The organism is Microbacterium murale, from assembly GCF_014635185.1.
Taxonomy (GTDB): Bacteria; Actinomycetota; Actinomycetes; order Actinomycetales; family Microbacteriaceae; genus Microbacterium; species Microbacterium murale.
Map to the genome: position 1 here is coordinate 94949 of NZ_BMCM01000003.1, position 17874 is coordinate 112822.

At 67.1% G+C, this 17874-nt stretch carries 17 protein-coding genes; 7 read left to right on the forward strand and 10 right to left on the reverse strand.

Annotation, left to right across the window (positions count from 1 at the left end; genetic code table 11):
- The first annotated feature begins 20 nt into the window (after positions 1–20).
- Positions 21–2339, forward strand: a complete 2319-nt coding sequence (gene ligA, locus IEV67_RS10020; protein ID WP_188436451.1) for an NAD-dependent DNA ligase LigA — start codon at positions 21–23, stop codon at positions 2337–2339.
- A 65-nt stretch (positions 2340–2404) separates the two neighbouring features.
- On the opposite strand, the gene IEV67_RS10025 is transcribed toward ligA, so the two are convergent.
- From IEV67_RS10025 to IEV67_RS10040, 4 genes are all read right to left on the reverse strand, one after another.
- A complete protein-coding gene (locus IEV67_RS10025; protein WP_188436452.1) occupies positions 2405–2680 on the reverse strand; it encodes an acylphosphatase in 276 nt (91 codons plus the stop codon).
- Positions 2681–2711: 31 nt separating this feature from the next.
- Positions 2712–3956, reverse strand: coding sequence for an acyl-CoA dehydrogenase family protein (locus IEV67_RS10030; RefSeq protein ID WP_188436453.1), 1245 nt, complete (start codon positions 3954–3956; stop codon positions 2712–2714).
- 256 nt (positions 3957–4212) lie between these two features.
- Complete coding sequence (locus tag IEV67_RS10035) at positions 4213–6012, reverse strand: DEAD/DEAH box helicase (RefSeq protein WP_188436454.1); 1800 nt, start codon at positions 6010–6012, stop codon at positions 4213–4215.
- A gap of 70 nt (positions 6013–6082) precedes the next feature.
- Positions 6083–7783: a long-chain-fatty-acid--CoA ligase gene (locus IEV67_RS10040; RefSeq protein ID WP_188436455.1), complete on the reverse strand. Its 1701-nt coding sequence runs from the start codon at positions 7781–7783 to the stop codon at positions 6083–6085.
- A 72-nt stretch (positions 7784–7855) separates the two neighbouring features.
- On the opposite strand from IEV67_RS10040, the gene gatC reads away from it, so the two are divergent.
- From gatC to IEV67_RS10070, 6 genes are all read left to right on the forward strand, one after another.
- Entirely contained in the window at positions 7856–8155 is a 300-nt protein-coding gene (gene gatC / locus IEV67_RS10045) for an Asp-tRNA(Asn)/Glu-tRNA(Gln) amidotransferase subunit GatC (RefSeq protein WP_033107210.1), read from the forward strand.
- Positions 8152–9669, forward strand: a complete 1518-nt coding sequence (gatA, locus tag IEV67_RS10050; protein ID WP_188436456.1) for an Asp-tRNA(Asn)/Glu-tRNA(Gln) amidotransferase subunit GatA — start codon at positions 8152–8154, stop codon at positions 9667–9669. Before gatC ends, gatA begins: the two co-directional genes overlap by 4 nt.
- On the forward strand, positions 9669–11201 hold the full coding sequence (gene gatB / locus IEV67_RS10055) for an Asp-tRNA(Asn)/Glu-tRNA(Gln) amidotransferase subunit GatB (protein WP_188436457.1): 1533 nt from the start codon (positions 9669–9671) through the stop codon (positions 11199–11201). The genes gatA and gatB overlap by 1 nt, the downstream gene beginning before the upstream one ends.
- A 128-nt stretch (positions 11202–11329) precedes the next feature.
- Positions 11330–12586: a DNA polymerase IV gene (dinB, locus tag IEV67_RS10060; protein ID WP_188436458.1), complete on the forward strand. Its 1257-nt coding sequence runs from the start codon at positions 11330–11332 to the stop codon at positions 12584–12586.
- A 37-nt stretch (positions 12587–12623) separates the two neighbouring features.
- On the forward strand, positions 12624–12944 hold the full coding sequence (locus IEV67_RS10065; protein ID WP_033107207.1) for a hypothetical protein: 321 nt from the start codon (positions 12624–12626) through the stop codon (positions 12942–12944).
- Positions 12928–13509, forward strand: coding sequence for a nucleoside/nucleotide kinase family protein (locus tag IEV67_RS10070; protein ID WP_188436459.1), 582 nt, complete (start codon positions 12928–12930; stop codon positions 13507–13509). The genes IEV67_RS10065 and IEV67_RS10070 overlap by 17 nt, the downstream gene beginning before the upstream one ends.
- Before the next feature lie 42 nt (positions 13510–13551).
- Here IEV67_RS10070 and IEV67_RS10075 read toward each other — a convergent pair whose 3' ends face one another.
- The 6 genes from IEV67_RS10075 to IEV67_RS10100 all read right to left on the reverse strand — a co-directional run bounded on the left by IEV67_RS10075 (position 13552) and on the right by IEV67_RS10100 (position 17832).
- Positions 13552–13896: a YciI family protein gene (locus tag IEV67_RS10075; protein WP_188436460.1), complete on the reverse strand. Its 345-nt coding sequence runs from the start codon at positions 13894–13896 to the stop codon at positions 13552–13554.
- 26 nt (positions 13897–13922) lie between these two features.
- The gene (locus IEV67_RS10080) at positions 13923–14423 is read right to left on the reverse strand and encodes a DUF2017 family protein (RefSeq protein WP_188436461.1); all 501 of its coding nucleotides are present in this window, start codon (positions 14421–14423) and stop codon (positions 13923–13925) included.
- Positions 14420–14716, reverse strand: a complete 297-nt coding sequence (gene clpS / locus IEV67_RS10085) for an ATP-dependent Clp protease adapter ClpS (protein WP_373284466.1) — start codon at positions 14714–14716, stop codon at positions 14420–14422. The genes IEV67_RS10080 and clpS overlap by 4 nt, the downstream gene beginning before the upstream one ends.
- Positions 14713–15060, reverse strand: a complete 348-nt coding sequence (locus tag IEV67_RS10090; RefSeq protein WP_188436463.1) for a metallopeptidase family protein — start codon at positions 15058–15060, stop codon at positions 14713–14715. Before IEV67_RS10090 ends, clpS begins: the two co-directional genes overlap by 4 nt.
- 28 nt (positions 15061–15088) lie before the next feature.
- Positions 15089–15718 carry a LysE family transporter gene (locus tag IEV67_RS10095; protein ID WP_188436464.1) on the reverse strand — a complete coding sequence of 210 codons (630 nt, stop codon included), beginning with the start codon at positions 15716–15718 and terminating at the stop codon, positions 15089–15091.
- A gap of 74 nt (positions 15719–15792) precedes the next feature.
- Entirely contained in the window at positions 15793–17832 is a 2040-nt protein-coding gene (locus IEV67_RS10100; RefSeq protein ID WP_188436465.1) for a heavy metal translocating P-type ATPase, read from the reverse strand.
- Positions 17833–17874: the final 42 nt, after the last annotated feature.

Consider the following 17874-nt stretch of genomic DNA (forward strand, 5'->3'; position numbering starts at 1 on the left):
CCCGCTCGTAGACTGAGACGGTGCCGGAGAACATCTCGCTGGAAGACGCCCGCGTCGAAGCCGAAGAGCTGACCACTCGCATTCTCGAGGCGAAGGACGCGTACTACGGGCGCGACACCTCGCTCGTCGACGACGCGACCTACGACGGGTGGATGCACCGGCTCGAAGAGCTCGAGCGCCTGCACCCAGAACTGCAAGGGCAGGATTCGCCGACTCAGATGGTCGGAGCGGCCGAGGCCACGGGCCTCGCGACGATCGAGCATGCCGAGCGGATGCTGAGCCTCGACAACGTCTTCTCGATCGATGAGCTGCGCGAATGGGCGGCGAAGACGCAGGCGTCGTCCGGGCGTGAGGTCGCGTGGCTCACCGAGCTCAAGATCGACGGCCTGGCGATCAACCTGCGCTATGAGAACGGCATCCTGACCTCGGCCGCGACGCGCGGTGACGGGCGTGTGGGTGAGATCGTCACAGAGAACGCACTGCGTCTGTCCGAGATCCCCGAGCGGCTGAGCGGTGAAGGTCATCCGCCGATTGTGGAGGTGCGCGGCGAGGTCTTCATCCCGGTCGCGGCGTTCGAACGGCTCAACGCCGCGCAGGCGTCGTTCCGCGACCGCGCGTATGCAGACACGCTGTCGCGCTGGGACGCGCGAGGTGGCACCAAGAAGCCGTTCGACGAGGAGAAGGCGCGCGCTGCCGCCGCACGGCGTTTCCCGGCGTTCGCCAACCCGCGTAACGCCGCGAGCGGCGGATTGCGGCAGCAGATCGACAAGAAGAACGGACTCGAGCTCGAAGCAGGTCTGCTGCGGGTGAACTCGCTGTCGCTGTACGTGCACGGGATCGGTGCCTGGCCGAACCCGCCCGTGGCGTCGCAGAGCGAGATCTACGACCTGCTGGCCTCGTGGGGGCTGCCGATGAGCCCGCACTCCAAGGTCTGCCACGGCATCGATGAGGTCGTCGCCTTCGTCGAGCACTTCGGTGAGCACCGTCATGACATCGAGCACGAACTCGACGGCATCGTGGTCAAGGTCGACGAGCTGGCGCTGCACGACGAGTTGGGGATGACCAGTCGTGCCCCGCGATGGGCGATCGCCTACAAGTACCCGCCGGAGGAGGTGCAGACGAAGCTCCTCGACATCGTCGTCTCCGTCGGACGCACCGGGCGCGCGACGCCATTCGCGGTCATGGCGCCCGCACACGTCGCCGGGTCCGTCGTGCGCCAGGCGACCCTGCACAACAAAGACGTCGTGAAGGCCAAGGGCGTGCTGATCGGTGACACGGTGGTGCTGCGCAAGGCCGGAGACGTCATCCCCGAGGTGCTGGGTCCGGTGGTCGACAAGCGCGACGGCACGGAGCGCGAGTTCGTCATGCCTGTTGAATGCCCCGAGTGCGGTACGCCCCTGCGCCCGATGAAGGAGGGCGACATCGATCTGCGGTGCCCGAACGCGCGCTCGTGTCCTGCGCAGGTTCGCGGACGCGTCGAGCACATCGGCTCGCGAGGCGCGCTCGATATCGAAGCCCTGGGCGAGGTGACGGCCGCAGCTTTGACGCAGGCGGAGTCACCGGCTGTCGCACCGCTCGACACCGAGGCCGGACTCTTCTCGCTCGTGCTGGAAGATCTGGTGCCGATCTCTGTCGTCGTCCGTGACGCCGAGACCGGGTTGCCGAAGGAAGACGAAGACGGTCTGGTCAAGACGAGATCGCCGTTCCGCCGCAATCCCACGCCGGCCGAGAAGAAAAACGGTGTCGACGGTCCTCAGCCGTCGTCCCAGGCGCAGACGCTGCTTGCCGAGCTGGAGAAGGCGAAGACAAAGGACCTCTGGCGGCTGCTCGTGTCGCTGAACATCCGGCACGTCGGCCCGGTTGCTGCCCGCGCGCTCGCGCAGTGGTTCGGATCGCTCGATGCCATCAGGGCGGCGACTCGCGAGGAACTCGCCGCGGTCGAGGGCGTCGGAGGGATCATCGCCGATTCGCTGCTCGCATGGTTCGAGGTCGACTGGCATATCGACATCGTCGATCAATGGACAACGGCGGGCGTGCGGTGGGCGACGCCCGGCCACCCTGGTCCTGGGGCGGCGACGGTCGAAGGCGGAGTGCTCGACGGACTCACGATCGTGGCGACCGGTTCTCTCGATGGCTACACCCGCGACGGCGCGCAGGAGGCGATCATCAATGCCGGCGGCAAAGCGGCCTCGAGTGTCTCCAAGAAGACCGACTTCGTGGCCGCCGGACCCGGCGCGGGCTCCAAACTCGGCAAGGCAGAAGAACTCGGCATCCGCATCCTGGACGCCGCCCAGTTCCACATCCTCGTCACCGAGGGGCCAGACGCGCTGGATTCCTGACCCGAAACAGGACCAACCGCACGAAACAGGGCGTGGCACAGCCGTTCCGAGCGGAAGGACCTGTCTCAGTTGGTCGCGCGGATCTCGAATCCTCCTGGCGACGCCGCCGGCACGTCGGTCACCGTCACTTCGTCGACCTGCGCACCCGCCGGCCCCTGCTTCAGCGCGTCGAGGACGGCCTGCACGTCGGCGTCCGCCCCGTGCAACTCGGCTTCCACCGTCCCGTCGCGGCGGTTTCGCACCCAGCCCGTGACGGCGTGAGCCGCCGCCGCGTCCTGTGCGAACCACCGGTACCCGACTCCCTGTACACGCCCACGCGTGCTCGTTCGCACCGACCTCATGGTTCAAGGATGCCAGGCCGGACGGCTGAGGTCAGGTGTACCAGGAAGGCTGAGGAATCTGGTTCAGAAGCACGTACTCGCCGACCTCGCGCTTCTTGTACGCGATCGGATCGTGCAGGCTGTGCGTGCGCAGGTTGCGCCAGAAGATGTCGAGTCCGACGGAGTTCGCGGTCGCCCGGGCGCCGGTGAGCTCGAACACCTTCGTCGCGACTTCGAGCCCGTCATCGACGATGCGCAGTTTGCCGGCGGCGATCCTGACCGCGATCTCGCCGCGGCGGCGCTCCGTCAGTTCTTCACGTTGCGCGTGCAGCACGGCGCTGATCTCGGCACCGGCCGCATCGAGCAGCGCCTCGTCCGCCCAGAGCTTGGACTGAAGGACGCCGTACCCCTCGAGCAGGTACCACTCCTCGCTCGCGTGCTCCTTGTCGTCGCCTCCGTACGGCCATGCACGCGTCGACGTCCTGGAGTAGGCGGACGCCGTCTCCAGCGCGCCTTCCGCGATGCCGAGGTAGAAGTTCGCGAACACGAGCTGGATGGTCGGTACGTTCAGCGTGTTGTACGTGAGCGGCTGGAAGACGCGATCGACGAAACCCGCCGCAGACGCCCAATCGACGCGCACATCGCGGATCTCGACCGATCCCGACTCGGTGAGGCGCTGGCCGAGATTGTCCCAGTCGCCGGCGAAGACGATCCCCGGCTGATCCGTCGGCACGATCGCGAACACGTGGGTCTCGGTGCCTTCCAGAACGCCTTCCAGGACCGTGAGGTCCGAGATCTGACCACCGGTCGAGAACGACTTGCGGCCGGAGAACACGAGCTCATCGCCGTCCTCGCGCACAGTCAAGTCGGAGTCGCGCGGATTGACCGCGCCGCCGAACAGCAGGTTCCCGCTCGTGTAGAGCTCCTCGACGGCGGCGATCTGGTCATCGGTGGCGACGAGTCGTGCGGCCCACGCCCAGAGGTAGTGGTAGCCGAGGACCTGACCGATGGAGCCGTCCCCGCGTGCCACGATGCGGATGACCTTGTACGCCGTATCCCAGGTCTGCTCCGCGCCGCCGTGTGCGCGGGGACCGAGTAGGGTCACCAGTCCTGCCTCCTTGAGCAGCCGCACCTCCGCATGCGGGGTGGCGTTCGCGCGATCACGTTCGACCGCATCCACGGCGAGGATGTCGGAGACCTCCTGCGCACGGACGAGCCATTCCGCGCCGTCCCGGGGCGATCGTGCGCCCCGCCAGCGGTCGGTGAGGCCTGTGGTGACTGATTCTGCAATGGTCATGTGCGTCCCTGTCTGGTTCGTCGGCGATGTCCTCGCTGATCCGTGACATGAGGCTATGCAGCAGGGCCCACCGCGAGCCGATCTGTTACCGCGAGTAATGCCGTGTGACGGCAGATGTCCGCGAACCGCGACAGGTCGTGAAGTGGCCGTCCGACCGCGCACAGATTCGGACCGGAAGCACGAAACGCCGTGGGAACGAGATGTTCCACGGCGTTTCGGGCCCGGCATCCGAAGCTGTGCTCGGATCGGGAAGGGGTCAGTCCTTGTGGCGGGGCTTGCGGAACGGCTTGTCGTCGCGGGTGGGACGATCGCCGTACGAGGGCCGCTCGCGGCGCTCGTAGCCGCCGTCGCTGCCGCCGCGTCGTCCTGGGGCTCCACGGTCGGCCTTGATCTCGATCAGACGACCGGAGATTCGGGTGTCCTTGAGCTTGTCGAGCACCGCGGGGCTCAGGTTCGCGGGCAGCTCCACGATCGAGAAGTCCGGGTTGATCTTGATGCCGCCGAAGTCATCGCGGCCGAGACCGCCTTCATTGGCCAGCGCGCCGACGATCTGGCGCGGCTCGACGCGGTGACGGCGGCCGACCTCGATGCGATACGGCGCGAAGTCGCTGCGACTGCGACGTTCTGTGCGTGGTCCCGTTCCCCGCTCAGGACGGTCGCCGGAGTCACGACGCGGACGGTTGTCGCGTTCCACAGCCGCGGTGAGCGGGTCGTTGGCCGGATCCAGCAGCAGCGGCGTCTTGCCCTGCGCGACGACGGCGAGTGCAGCGGCGACGTCACCCTCGGGCACATCGTGGTTGCGCACGTAGTGGGCGACGATGTCGCGGAACGCCTCGATGCGGGTGGTCTCTGCGAGGGCAGCGGTGATGCCGTCGTCGAAGCGAGCCAAACGCGTGGTGTTGACGTCATCCGTGCTCGGAAGCGTCATCTGCGTCGGCGCCTGGCGGGTCGCCTTCTCGATGCTCTTGAGCAGGTAGCGCTCTCGCGGCGTGATGAAGCTGATCGCGTCGCCGGTGCGACCGGCACGGCCGGTGCGCCCGATGCGGTGCGTGTACGACTCGGTGTCAGTGGGGATGTCGTAGTTGATGACGTGGCTGATGCGCTCCACGTCCAGACCACGCGCGGCGACGTCGGTGGCGACGAGGATGTCGAGCTTGCCGTCCTTGAGCTGGTTGACGCTGCGCTCCCGCTGCACCTGCGCCACGTCGCCGTTGATGGCAGCAGCGGAGTATCCGCGGGCACGCAGCTTCTCGGCCAGCGTCTCGGTCTCGTTCTTCGTGCGGACGAAGACGATCATGCCGTCGAAGTTCTCGACCTCGAGGATGCGCGTGAGGGCGTCGACCTTCTGCTGGTACGAGACGACGAGGTAGCGCTGTGTGATGTTCTTGCTGGATGCTGTCTTCGACTTGACCGTGATCTCTTCGGCGTCGCGCAGGTACTTCTGGGCGAGGCGACGGATCTGCGGCGGCATGGTCGCCGAGAACAGGGCGACCTGCTTCTCGGCAGGCGTCTGCGCGAGGATCTGCTCGACATCTTCGGCGAAGCCCATCTTCAGCATCTCGTCGGCCTCGTCGAGCACCAGGTACTTCAGCGCGGAGAGGTCGAGGGTGCCCTTGGCGAGGTGATCCATGATGCGACCGGGTGTGCCGACGATGACATGCACACCGCGGCGCAGTGCGGAGAGCTGCACGCCGTAGCCCTGGCCGCCGTAGACGGGCAGCACGTGCACGCCCTTCATCTTCGCGGCGTACGACTCGAAGGCCTCACAGACCTGGAGTGCGAGCTCGCGGGTCGGCGCCAGCACGAGGGCCTGCGGCGTCTTCTGCGCGACGTCGAGGCGTTCGAGCACCGGCAGCGCGAATGCGGCGGTCTTGCCCGTTCCGGTCTGGGCCATGCCCACGACGTCGCGGCCGCCGAGAAGCGTCGGAATGGTGGCCGCCTGGATGGGCGATGGGGTCTCATATCCCAGGCCGCGGATGGCGGCGAGGACGGGTCCGGTGATGCCGAGTTCCTCGAATCCGGGGGTCGTGGGGGATTCGTCGGTGGGCTCGTTCAAATCTGCATCTTCAGGGGTCACTACCCAAAGGTAGCGCGTCGAGCCGCCGCGCACCTGTGAAGACGCGGCGTCAGCTGCCGTTCGTCAGCGATTCGAGCTTCTCCTTCACCTGACGACGCAGCACCTTGCCGATCAGCGACTTCGGCAACTCGTCCACGACGAATATCCTGCGCGGCACCTTGTAGGCGGTCAGGATGCTGCGGGCGAACTGCCTGATCGCCTCCTCATCGAGCTCCGCGCCGGCATCCAGAACGATCGCGGCGACGACCTCCTCGCCGGAGTGATCGCTGTGCAGCCCGACGACGGCGGCATCCACCACGGATGGATGCTGCCGCAGCGCGTTCTCGACCTCGGTCGGCGCCACGTTGAAGCCGCCGGTGACGATGAGCTCCTTGATGCGGTCGACGATCCGTACGAATCCGGCGTCATCGATGGTCACGACGTCTCCGGTGCGGTACCAGCCGTCGACGAAAGACTCCTCGGTGGCCTCCGGCTTGCCGTAGTACCCGCCGAACACCTGCGGACCGCGGACCACGAGCTCGCCGGGCGTGCCGGCTTCGACGTCCTGAGAAGGATTCTCGGGGTCGACGACGCGGCATTCGGTGCCGGGGAGCGGCAGCCCGACGCTTCCCGGCACGCGGTTGTCCGCCACAGGGTTCGCCATCAGGACGGGCGAGCACTCGCTGAGGCCGTATCCCTCGACGAGATAACCGCCGGTGGCCTCCTCGAACGGTACAACGAGCTCGTGCGGCAGAGCCATGGCCCCGGAGATCGCGACCTCCGTGCCCGCGAGCGAGATGCCCCTGGCCTCGGCGGCTTTCAGCAGACGCTCGGCGATCGGAGGCACCAGCGGCAGGAAGGTCGCCGGATGCTTCTTCACCACGTCGAGCACGAGGTCGGGATCGAACTTCGGGAACAGCACGAGACGCGCGCCCATCGACATCGCGAACGTCAGGCACAGTGTGAGCCCGTAGGCGTGGAACATCGGCAGCACCGCGTACACGACACAGCCGCGACCGCGCTGGATCGAGGGCACCCATGCCTGGGCCTGCGCGGCATTCGAGAGCAGGTTGCGGTGGGTCAGCGCCGCGCCCTTCGGCGTTCCGGTCGTACCAGAGGTGTACTGGATGATCGCGAGGTCGTCGGTGGCCGGCTTCGGATGCGACGCCGGCAACGGGGATGCGCCGACGATCTGCTTCCAGGCGATCGCGCCGCGCACCTTCTCGGTGAGGGCTGCTCGCGATTCCCGCGCCTTGGCGATTGGCAGCGTCAGCGCGATTCGCGTGAGCAGCGGCATCGCGGTGGTGACATCCACCGACACCAGTGACGTGACGGCGAGGTCTGCGGGGAACTCCTGCACGGTCCCCACGACCTTGCTCCACACGATCGCGTGCTTCGCGCCGTGATCCTCGAACTGTTTGCGCAGCTCGCGCGGCGTATAGAGCGGATTGTGCTCCACGACCACTGCGCCGAGGCGCAGGACGGCGTAGAAGGCGATGATGTGCTGCGGACAGTTCGGGAGCACGATCGCGACCGGATCACCGGCGCGAACGCCCAGATCGCGCAGGCCGGCAGCCGCCCGATCGATGGCGCTCTGCATGTCGGCGTATGTCGTCTCCTGTCCGAAGAACTGCAGGGCGACAGCATCCGGATAGTCACGCGCGGATGCTGCGACGATGTCGATCAGCGAGCCGTCGACGGCAGGAAGGTCTTCCGGAACACCCTCGGCGTAGCTGGCGACCCAGGGGCGAGGGGGATCGAACGTCGTCATGTCGACAGCCTATTCCGAGAGTGCGACGCGAGACGGAGCGGGGGCGTTGATGCGGCGAACTAGACTGATGTGGTGTCTGAAATCACCCCTGAGCTCGTACGCCATCTCGGCGTGCTCGCACGTATCCAGCTGAACGACGACGAGGTGACGCGGCTCACGGGCCAGCTCGACGCCATCGTCGACAACATCGCGAAGGTGTCGGAGGTGGCGACGTCCGATGTGGCGGCCACCAGCCATCCCATTCCGCTCGCGAACGTGTTCCGTGCCGATGTGGTCGGCGAGACGCTGACCCACGAGCAGGTGCTGCAGAACGCACCGGATGCCGCGGACGGCCGTTTCCGCGTGACCGCGATCCTGGGGGAGGAGCAGTGAGTGATCTGATCCGACTGACAGCCGCCGAGCTCGCCGACAAGCTCACCGCCGGCGAGGTCTCCAGCCGCGAGGCCACGCAGGCGCACCTCGACCGGATCGCCGCCGTCGACAGCGACGTGCATGCGTTCCTGCACGTGAACGACGGTGCCCTTGCCGCGGCCGACGCGGTCGACAGCGCCCGAGCAGCGGGAGAGAAGCTGCATCCGCTCGCCGGTGTGCCGCTTGCGATCAAGGACGTCCTCGTCACGACGGATCAGCCGACCACGAGCGGATCGAAGATCCTCGAGGGGTACATGTCGCCGTACGATGCGACCGTCGTCGCACGTGCACGCGCGGCCGGCCTCGTGCCGCTGGGCAAGACCAACATGGACGAGTTCGCGATGGGCTCTTCCACCGAGCACTCCGCATACGGCCCGACCCGTAACCCGTGGGACCTCGACCGGATCCCCGGCGGCTCAGGCGGCGGCTCCGCTGCTGCTGTCGCCGCCTTCGAAGCGCCACTGGCCCTCGGCTCGGACACCGGCGGATCGATCCGTCAGCCCGCACACGTCACCGGCACGGTCGGCATCAAGCCGACGTACGGCGGGGTCAGCCGTTACGGCGCGATCGCCCTGGCATCGAGCCTCGATCAGGTCGGACCCGTCACCCGCACGGTGCTCGACTCCGGACTGCTGCATGACATCATCGGCGGTCACGACCCGAAGGACTCCACCTCGCTCACCGACGCATGGCCGTCGTTCGCGGATGCCGCCCGAGAGGGTGCACGGGGCGACGTGCTCAAGGGACTGAAGGTCGGCGTCATCAAGGAGCTCCCCGATTCGGGTTTCCAGCCCGGAGTCGCAGCATCCTTCCGCGCATCGCTCGACCTGCTCGAGGCGAACGGCGCCGAGATCGTCGAGATCTCCACGCCGCACTTCGAATACGGCGTCGCGGCGTACTACCTGATCCTGCCCGCGGAGGCATCGAGCAACCTGGCGAAGTTCGACTCGGTGCGCTTCGGCCTGCGGGTCACTCCGGACGGCAACCCGACCGTGGAGGACGTCATGTCCGCCACTCGTGAGGCCGGCTTCGGCGACGAGGTCAAGCGCCGCATCATCCTCGGCACCTACGCTCTGTCGGCGGGTTACTACGACGAGTACTACGGCAGCGCTCAGAAGGTGCGCACGCTGATCCAGAAGGACTTCGACGACGCGTTCGCGCAGGTCGACGTCATCGCCACGCCGTCGGCGCCCACCACGGCGTTCAAGATCGGCGAGAAGATCGACGACCCGCTGCAGATGTACCTGAACGATGTCACGACGATCCCGGCGAACCTCGCCGGTGTCCCCGGCATCTCGATCCCGTCCGGCCTCGCGGAGGAGGACGGCATGCCCGTCGGCATCCAGTTCCTCGCGCCGGCGCACGAAGACGCCCGGCTGTATCGCGTCGGTGCCGCTCTTGAGACCGCGCTCGTCGACTCGTGGGGAGCTCCGCTGCTCACCCGCGCACCCCAGCTCGCAGGAGGGACCCGCTGATGGCTGCCGCAGCAAAGCTGATGGACTTCGACAAGGCCCTCGAACTGTTCGAGCCGGTGCTCGGATTCGAAGTGCACGTCGAGCTCAACACGAACACGAAGATGTTCTCCGATGCGCCGAACCCGGCCAACGAGAAGTATCACGCCGCCGAGCCCAACACGCTCATCGCGCCGGTCGACCTCGGGCTCCCCGGCGCCATGCCCACGGTCAACGAGACCGCGATCCGTTCCTCGATCAGCCTCGGCCTCGCTCTGAACTGCTCGATCGCGGAGTCGAGCCGCTTCGCGCGGAAGAACTACTTCTACCCGGATCTCGGCAAGAACTACCAGATCTCGCAGTACGACGAGCCGATCGCGTACGACGGGTCCGTCGTGGTCGAGCTCGAGGACGGCACACTGGTCACGATTCCGATCGAGCGCGCGCACATGGAGGAGGATGCCGGAAAGCTCACCCACATGGGTGGCGCAACCGGTCGAATCCAGGGCGCCGAGTACTCGCTGGTCGACTACAACCGTGCGGGCGTTCCGCTGGTTGAGATCGTCACGAACATCATCTACGGAGCCGGTCACCGCGCTCCCGAGATCGCGAAGGCGTATGTCGCGACGATCCGGGACATCGTGCGCAGCCTCGGAATCTCCGAAGCACGCCTCGAACGCGGCAACCTGCGCTGCGATGCCAACGTGTCGCTGCGCCCTCGCGTCGCCGAAGGCGAGGAGCCGGCACTGCTCGGCACCCGCACCGAGACGAAGAACGTCAACTCGATGCGCTCGGTCGAGCGCGCCGTGCGCCACGAGATCCAGCGTCAGGCGCAGATCCTCGCCGACGGCGGCACGATCATCCAGGAGACGCGTCACTGGCATGAGGACACCGGCACGACATCGCCGGGACGGCCGAAGTCGGACGCCGACGACTACCGCTACTTCCCCGAGCCCGATCTGCTGCCCGTGCAGCCGACCAGCGCGCTGATCGAGGAGCTGCGGGCCGAGCTGCCTGAGCAGCCCGTCGCGAGGCGCCGCCGGCTGAAGGCGGAGTGGAGCTTCACCGACCTGGAGTTCCAGGACGTCCGCAACGGCAACCTGATCGACGAGGTCGAGGCGACCATCGCTGCGGGTGCCACACCGGCCGCCGCGCGAAAGTGGTGGACCGGTGAGATCTCCCGCCTCGCGAACTCCCAGGACAAGGATGCCGCCGGCCTCATCGCTCCCGAGAACGTCGCCGCCCTGCAGAAGCTCATCGACGAGGGAACACTCACCGACAAGCTCGCCCGCCAGGTGCTCGAAGGGGTCATCGCCGGCGAGGGCACCCCGCAGGAGGTCGTCGACGGCCGCGGGCTGGCCGTCGTCTCGGACGACGGCGCGCTCATCGCTGCGATCGACGACGCCCTCGCGGCGCAGCCCGATGTCATGGCCAAGATCAAGGACGGCAAGGTACAGGCCGCAGGCGCGGTCATCGGCGCCGTCATGAAGGCGATGAAGGGCCAGGCAGATGCCGCCCGCGTGCGCGAGCTGATCCTGGAGCGTGCAGCGCAGTAGGTCAGACCGCGACACTTCGGGGGTCGCGAGTACGAATGTCGGACCGATTCGTCTGATCGGTCCGACATTCGGCGTTTCGACCCCCAGACTGTCGAGCCGTTGTCGGTGGCTTCAGCGAGAATGGAACCATGGGGCGCGGTGACGGACGAGGCAGGCTCGTCTCTCCTGACGGAGCGGACGACACCGGCACACGCATACTCCACGTCGACATGGATGCGTTCTACGCGGCCGTAGAGGTGATGGACGATCCGTCATTGCGCGGCCTGCCGATCATCATCGGAGCTCCGGACGGACGCTCGGTGGTCTCGAGCGCGTCGTACGAGGCGCGTCGGTACGGTGTGCGCGCCGCGATGCCGGTGAGTCAGGCCATGCGCCTGTGCCCGACCGCGAAGATCGTCATGCCGCACTTCGACCGCTACCAGTCGGTGTCGCGTCAGGTGATGACGGTGTTCGAGTCGATCACGCCCCTGGTCGAGCCGCTTTCGGTCGACGAGGCGTTTCTCGACGTCCAGGGTGTCAGGCGGCTGTGGGGGAGCCCGGGGCAGATCGCGCGACTGGTCAGGGAGCGTGTGCAGGCCGAGGTCGGCATCAGCTGCAGCGTCGGAGTCGCTGCGACGAAGCACGTCGCGAAGATGGCATCGACGATCTCGAAACCGGATGGGATGCTGATCGTCGCAGCGGCAGACACCCTCGACTTCCTGGCGCCGCGGTCCGTGCGCACGATGTGGGGCGTGGGGCCGAAGGCCTCTGATGCGTTGGAGGCACGAGGCATCCGCACGATCGGCGACATTCGCGACTCGCCCCAGGACATGCTCGACCGCGCCGTCGGTCAGGCGCTGGGTGCGCGCATCGCGCAGCTCGCACGAGGAGAGGACGCCAGGTCGGTCGAGACCGAACGGGTCGAGAAGAGCGTCGGGCACGAGGAGACGTTCGACGTCGACGTGAGCGATCGCGAGTTCCTCCGTGCTGAGCTGCTCAGACTCGCGGATCGCGTCGCGGTGCGTCTGCGGAAGGCCTCATGGGAGTGCACGACCGTCGCGATCAAGATCCGCTTCGACGACTTCACCACGTTGAGCCGCTCGCAGACCCTCTCTGAACCGACCTCGGTGGGGCAGAGGATCGGCGAGGCAGCGCAGAAGCTGTACGAGTCGATCGACCGGCGTGACCCGGTGCGGCTGGTCGGAGTGCGCGCCGAGAAGCTGCGGCCGGCCGGGGGAGCGGCGTTCGCGCTGTGGGACGATGACGAGCACTGGCGCAAGGTCGAAGGTGCTCTCGATGACGCTCGCGCACGTTTCGGCAGCGCCACGATCACGCGTGCCAGGCACGTGGCGCGCGGCGATGGTCGCGGCGCCGTGAGACATCCGAAGGATCACGGCGTCGATTGATCTCCCGAGCGGCCCGTCTGTCGACTAGCGTGGAGTCATGCCGAACATCGCACTGGACCTCGGAAAGCAAGTCGCCTCCTTCGGCGTGAAGAGCGCCTATGGGGAGCCCCAGGACGTCGATGGGGTGAGCATCACGCCGGTCGCCCTGACGTGGGCGGGCTTCGGCGGTGGCGCGGACCAGGAGGGCAACGGCGGCGGAGGCGGCGGAGGGGTCTCCATTCCCGTCGGCGTATACGTCCGTCGTGAAGAGGGGCTGCGCTTCGAGCCGAACCTGGTGGCTCTGCTGGCCGTGGCGATCCCGTTCGTGTGGGTCGCGGGCCGTGCGCTCTCGCGCGTGATCCGTGCCCTCAAGAAATGACGACCCGGTCGCGCAGGCTCTTCAGCGCGCGGCTGTCAGCATCATCGACGCGATCGTCGCCGTCGAAGCATCCAATCCCGTCGTCCTGATCGATGGCCGGGCCGGGGCCGGTAAGACGACTCTGTCCCGCATGGTGGCCGCGAACTGGCCAGTGGCCGGTCGACCGCAGCTGATCGCGCTGGACTCGCTGTACCCAGGATGGGACGGGCTCGATGCCGGCGTCGAACGTGCCCTGCACGACATCCTGCGCCCGCACGCGCGCGGTCTGCTCAGCACGTGGCGCCGCTGGGACTGGGAACTGGAGACCGACGCCGAAGCGCATGCGGTGACGCCTGCGCTCGGCGTCATCCTGGAAGGCTGCGGGGCCGTGAACCCCGCAACCGCGCGCCTCGCCGATGTCAGTGTGTGGGTGGAGTCTCCGGATGCTGCGCGCAAACGGCGCGCCCTCGACCGCGACGGGGACGGATTCCGTCCGTATTGGGACGGTTGGGCCGCCCAAGAAGAACGGCACCTGGAACGTGACGATCCTCGCGCGCTCGCGACGCTGCGGGTCACTGTTCCCTAGGAAACACACCTGGTCATCCCTCGTCTGGTCGGCGTCGCCTGATCAGTCGATGACCCCACCACTGTGCACGAGTCGTACCTCCACTCCACCGGCACCGCGAATGGCGGGGTTGGTACCGGCGATCGCGAGTGCGTCATCCCAGTTCTCCGCCTCCAGGATGTACACGCCGGCAACCACCTGCGCGGCATCCACGAACGGGCCGTCGGTTACTCCCTGCGAGCGGATCGAGCGTGCGCGGTCGCGAGGCGTGAATGCCCACGCCGCCTTCATCGCGCCGGATGCAGCGAGCTCGTCGCCGTGACCATTCGGCTCGGCCAGGTCATCCTCCGTCGCGTCGAGTGCGTGCGCGGAGTCGTCGGTGTAGATCAGGACTGCGTATTGCGGCATCGTCTCTCCGTTCGTGATGACATGGACTACAGGTCTTGCGCGTCGGCGAGGGCGATGAGGCCGTCGAGGCGGAAGCCCAGCCAGTCGTAGACACCGAAGCGCGGGTCTTCCAGGTCGTGCTCATCGTCTTCCGCTGTGATGTCGAGGCGGGTGGCGATCACGAGTCGGAGCGCAGTGAGCGTGCGCAGCCAGGAATCGAGATCGGATGCCGCGATCACGACATCCTGTCGGGCGAGAGCGTCGTCGTCGGCGAGATCTTCGGCTGCCGTCGTGAGAAACGGTGTCAGCCCGTTTCGCACGACGGCGGCGTCGGCCGTTCGCCTGTCGAGAAGATCGTCGTGGGTGGCGGCTGCGAACTCCGCGGATGCCTCGGCATCCTCGGGGTAGGGATCGGGCGTGAGCCGGACGAGCCCTGGATCAGGCTCGTCGTCGAAGCCGGCGAGGACGTCGGTGAATTCCTCGACGAGCCCCGCCAGATGAATGCCTTCCACAACGGCGAGCGGGAGGCGGATCACAGCGTCGGTCATTGCGGAGCCTTCCGGACAGTCGCCCACAGGCCGTAGTCGTGCATGGCCTGTGCGTGCATCTCCATCGTCTCGCGGGGACCGGTGGCGACGATCGCGTGCCCGTCGTTGTGCACGGCGAGCATGAGCGTCCTCGCTCGATCTGCCGAGTAGCCGAAGTACGTCCGGAAGACGCGTGCGACGTAGCTCATCAGGTTCACCGGATCGTTCCAGACGACGACCTCCCACGGCTCCAGCGGAGCGGCCTGGAGGTCGGTGACCTCGCTGAGATCGGGCGTGGCTATCGGAGTGCTCATGCCCATCCCATCTCGTGCAGCTGCGTGTCGTCGATGCCGAAGAAGTGCGCGATCTCGTGTACGAGGGTCGTGTGGACCTCTTCGCGGAGTTCCTCTTCATCCTCGCACTCGGCGAGATGCGATTCTCGGAACAGGATGATGCGATCGGGCAACTCGCCCATCCCGTACTGGCCGCGCTCGGTCAGCGCGAGCCCGTCGTACATTCCGAGCAGATCGAGACTTCCGTCCTCCGGACGGTCTTCGACGACGAAGATCAGATTCTCCAGGCCGTCCACCATCTCGTCGGGCAGTCTGTCGAGCTCGTCGACGACGAGCTGTTCGAAGGTCGCGGCATCCATTTCCATCACCGACCAGCCTATGGCCCGGCCGGCGTCAGTGGACGAACAGCAGCAGCGCGGCGACGGCGAGGAACAGCACACCGAACACGGTGTTCAGGATGCGCTGGCCACGTGCGGTGCGTGTGACACGTTGAAACGGTCGGGCGGCGGTCGCGAAGAATCCCCACATCACGGCGACGTCGACGATGATGACGGTCGTGATCAGGATCAGGTACTGGGGCAGGGCCGGCTGGTCGAGTCGGATGAACTGCGGGATGAACGCGAGGAAGAAGACGATCGCCTTCGGGTTGAGAAGATTCACCCAGAAGCCGCGTCTGATCATCGACCAGTGACTCTCCGGCAGCCGCGGACCATCGGCAGCCGCCTCGCCGGCACTGCGGACGCGCGTGAAGATCAGCCTTAGACCGAGGTACGCGAGATACGCGGCCCCCGCGTAGCGGATGATGTCGAACAGCAGGGGAGAGCGGGAGACGATGAGCCCCACGCCCGCCGCGACGATGACGACATGCACGATCAATGCGAGCTGTTGGCCGATGATGCCCCACACCGAACGCCGCCAGCCCTCGGCGAGCGAGTTCGACATCGTGTTGATCGCGCCGGCCCCTGGAGTGAAGCTGATGACGACGGATGCCGCGAGCAGGGAGAGCCAGACCGTCAGAGACACCAGGCAATCCTATGGGCGCGGTCATGCGTGGATGTTCCAGGCACGACACCCGCGTGATTCCGAGCCGCGTGAGCTCAGGCGTCAGAGGCTGCGTGCGACAGATCGACCCGCCTGAGCAGCTGCGCGTTGAGAGCGACCACGATCGTCGAGAGCGACATCAGGATCGCACCGACCGACATCGGCAGCACGAAGCCGACCGGCGCGAGCACTCCGGCGGCCAACGGCACGGAGATCAGGTTGTAGCCCGCGGCCCACCAGAGGTTCTGTGTCATCTTCCGGTAGCTCGCGCGGGACAGGTCGATCACCGACAGCACGGAGCGAGGGTCGTCGCCGGCGAGGATCACACCCGCTGAGGCGATCGCGACGTCTGTTCCTGCGCCGATCGCGATGCCGACGTCGGCCTGCGCCAGCGCCGGTGCATCGTTGACGCCGTCGCCGACCATGGCGACTCGTCGCCCTTCGCCCTGCAATTCACGCACCTTGGACGCCTTGTCCTCAGGTCGCACACCGGCGTAGACGCGGTCGATGTCGAGCTCTGCAGCCACGGCGGAGGCCACCGACTCGGCATCCCCGGTGATCATCACGACCTGCACGCCGCGTGCGTGGAGCGCGTCGACGGCTTCACGCGATTCCGCACGGATCTCGTCGGCCAGACGCAGCGCGCCGGCGACGCGGCCGTTCACCAGGACGTGGAGGATGATCGCGCCCTCTTCGCGCCACTCTGCTGCGATCGGGCGCTCTTCAGCGTTCTCCTGCTTGAGAAGGTGTGGGCCGCCGACCTGCACGACATCTCCGTCGACGACGACGCGCACGCCGATCGCGGGGGATGAGGAGAAATCGGATGCTGCCTGGACTCTGATGCCACGCGCCGCGGCAGCGCCGACGATGGCTTTGGCGAGCGGGTGCTCTGAGCCGCTTTCCGCTGCCGCCGCCAGCGCGAGCAGCTCGTCATCGGAGAGATCCGCGGCTGTGTGCACAGCAGTGACAGTGGGCGCTCCCTTGGTGAGGGTTCCAGTCTTGTCGAACAGGACGACGTCGACCGTGCGCATGCTCTCGAGTGCGAGACGGTCCTTGACGAGCACGCCGGCGCGCGCGGCACGCTCTGTCGCGATGGAGACGACCAGGGGGATGGCGAGCCCCAGGGCATGCGGGCAGGCGATCACGAGAACGGTGATCGTGCGGACGACCGCCTGATCGGGCATTCCGAGGGCCGACCACACCGCGGCTGTGATGGCGGCAGCGCCGAGCGCGAACCAGAACAGCCAGCCCGCGGCCCTGTCCGCGATCCGCTGCGCGCGCGACGAAGAGTTCTGCGCTTCAGTGACCAGCTGCTGTATGCCGGCGAGCGCCGTATCCGCGCCGACGGCAGTGATCTCGACGCGAAGACCCGAATCCGTCGCGACGGTGCCCGCGACGACCGGATCACCCGCTGTGCGGCGCACGGGGCGCGATTCCCCGGTGATCATGGACTCGTCCAGGTTCGCGGTGCCCTCGCGAATCGTCCCATCGGCCGGAAGGCGGGCGCCAGGGCGCACCATCACCAGGTCGCCTCGTCGCAGCTCATCCGGGGAGACCGTGGTGATGGTGTCGCCGTCGATACGCTCTGCCTCGTCGGGGAGTAGAGCGGCGAGCGAGTCGAGCGCCGATCGCGTCTGCGCCAGTGAACGCATCTCGACCCAATGACCGAGCAGCATGATGACGATCAGCAGGGCCAGCTCCCACCAGAACTCGAGTTCGTGATGAAGGATGCCGAGGGTCGCGCCCCACGAAGCGAAGAAGGCGACCGTGATCGCGAGTGCGATCAGCAGCATCATGCCCGGGGTGCGCGCGCGGAGCTCGGACGCGGCTCCGGTCAGGAACGGCGCGCCGCCCCAGGCGTACATGACTGTGCCGAGCACTGCGGCGATCCATGTCGTCCACTCGGGGAGTCGATAACCGAGCACCATGCCGAACATCGGCGATGTCGCGACGACAGGGATCGCGATGATGAGCATGATCCAGAACAGACGCCGGAACTGCCCGACGTGATCGGCGTGGTCGTGGTGGCCCTGCGCCGCGCGGGCGGCGTGCTCAGGGGCGACGTTCATGTGGTCGTGGTGACCTGCGTGCGTCATGATCTCATCCTTCCGAAGGGCTCGATCAACCACAACCAGATA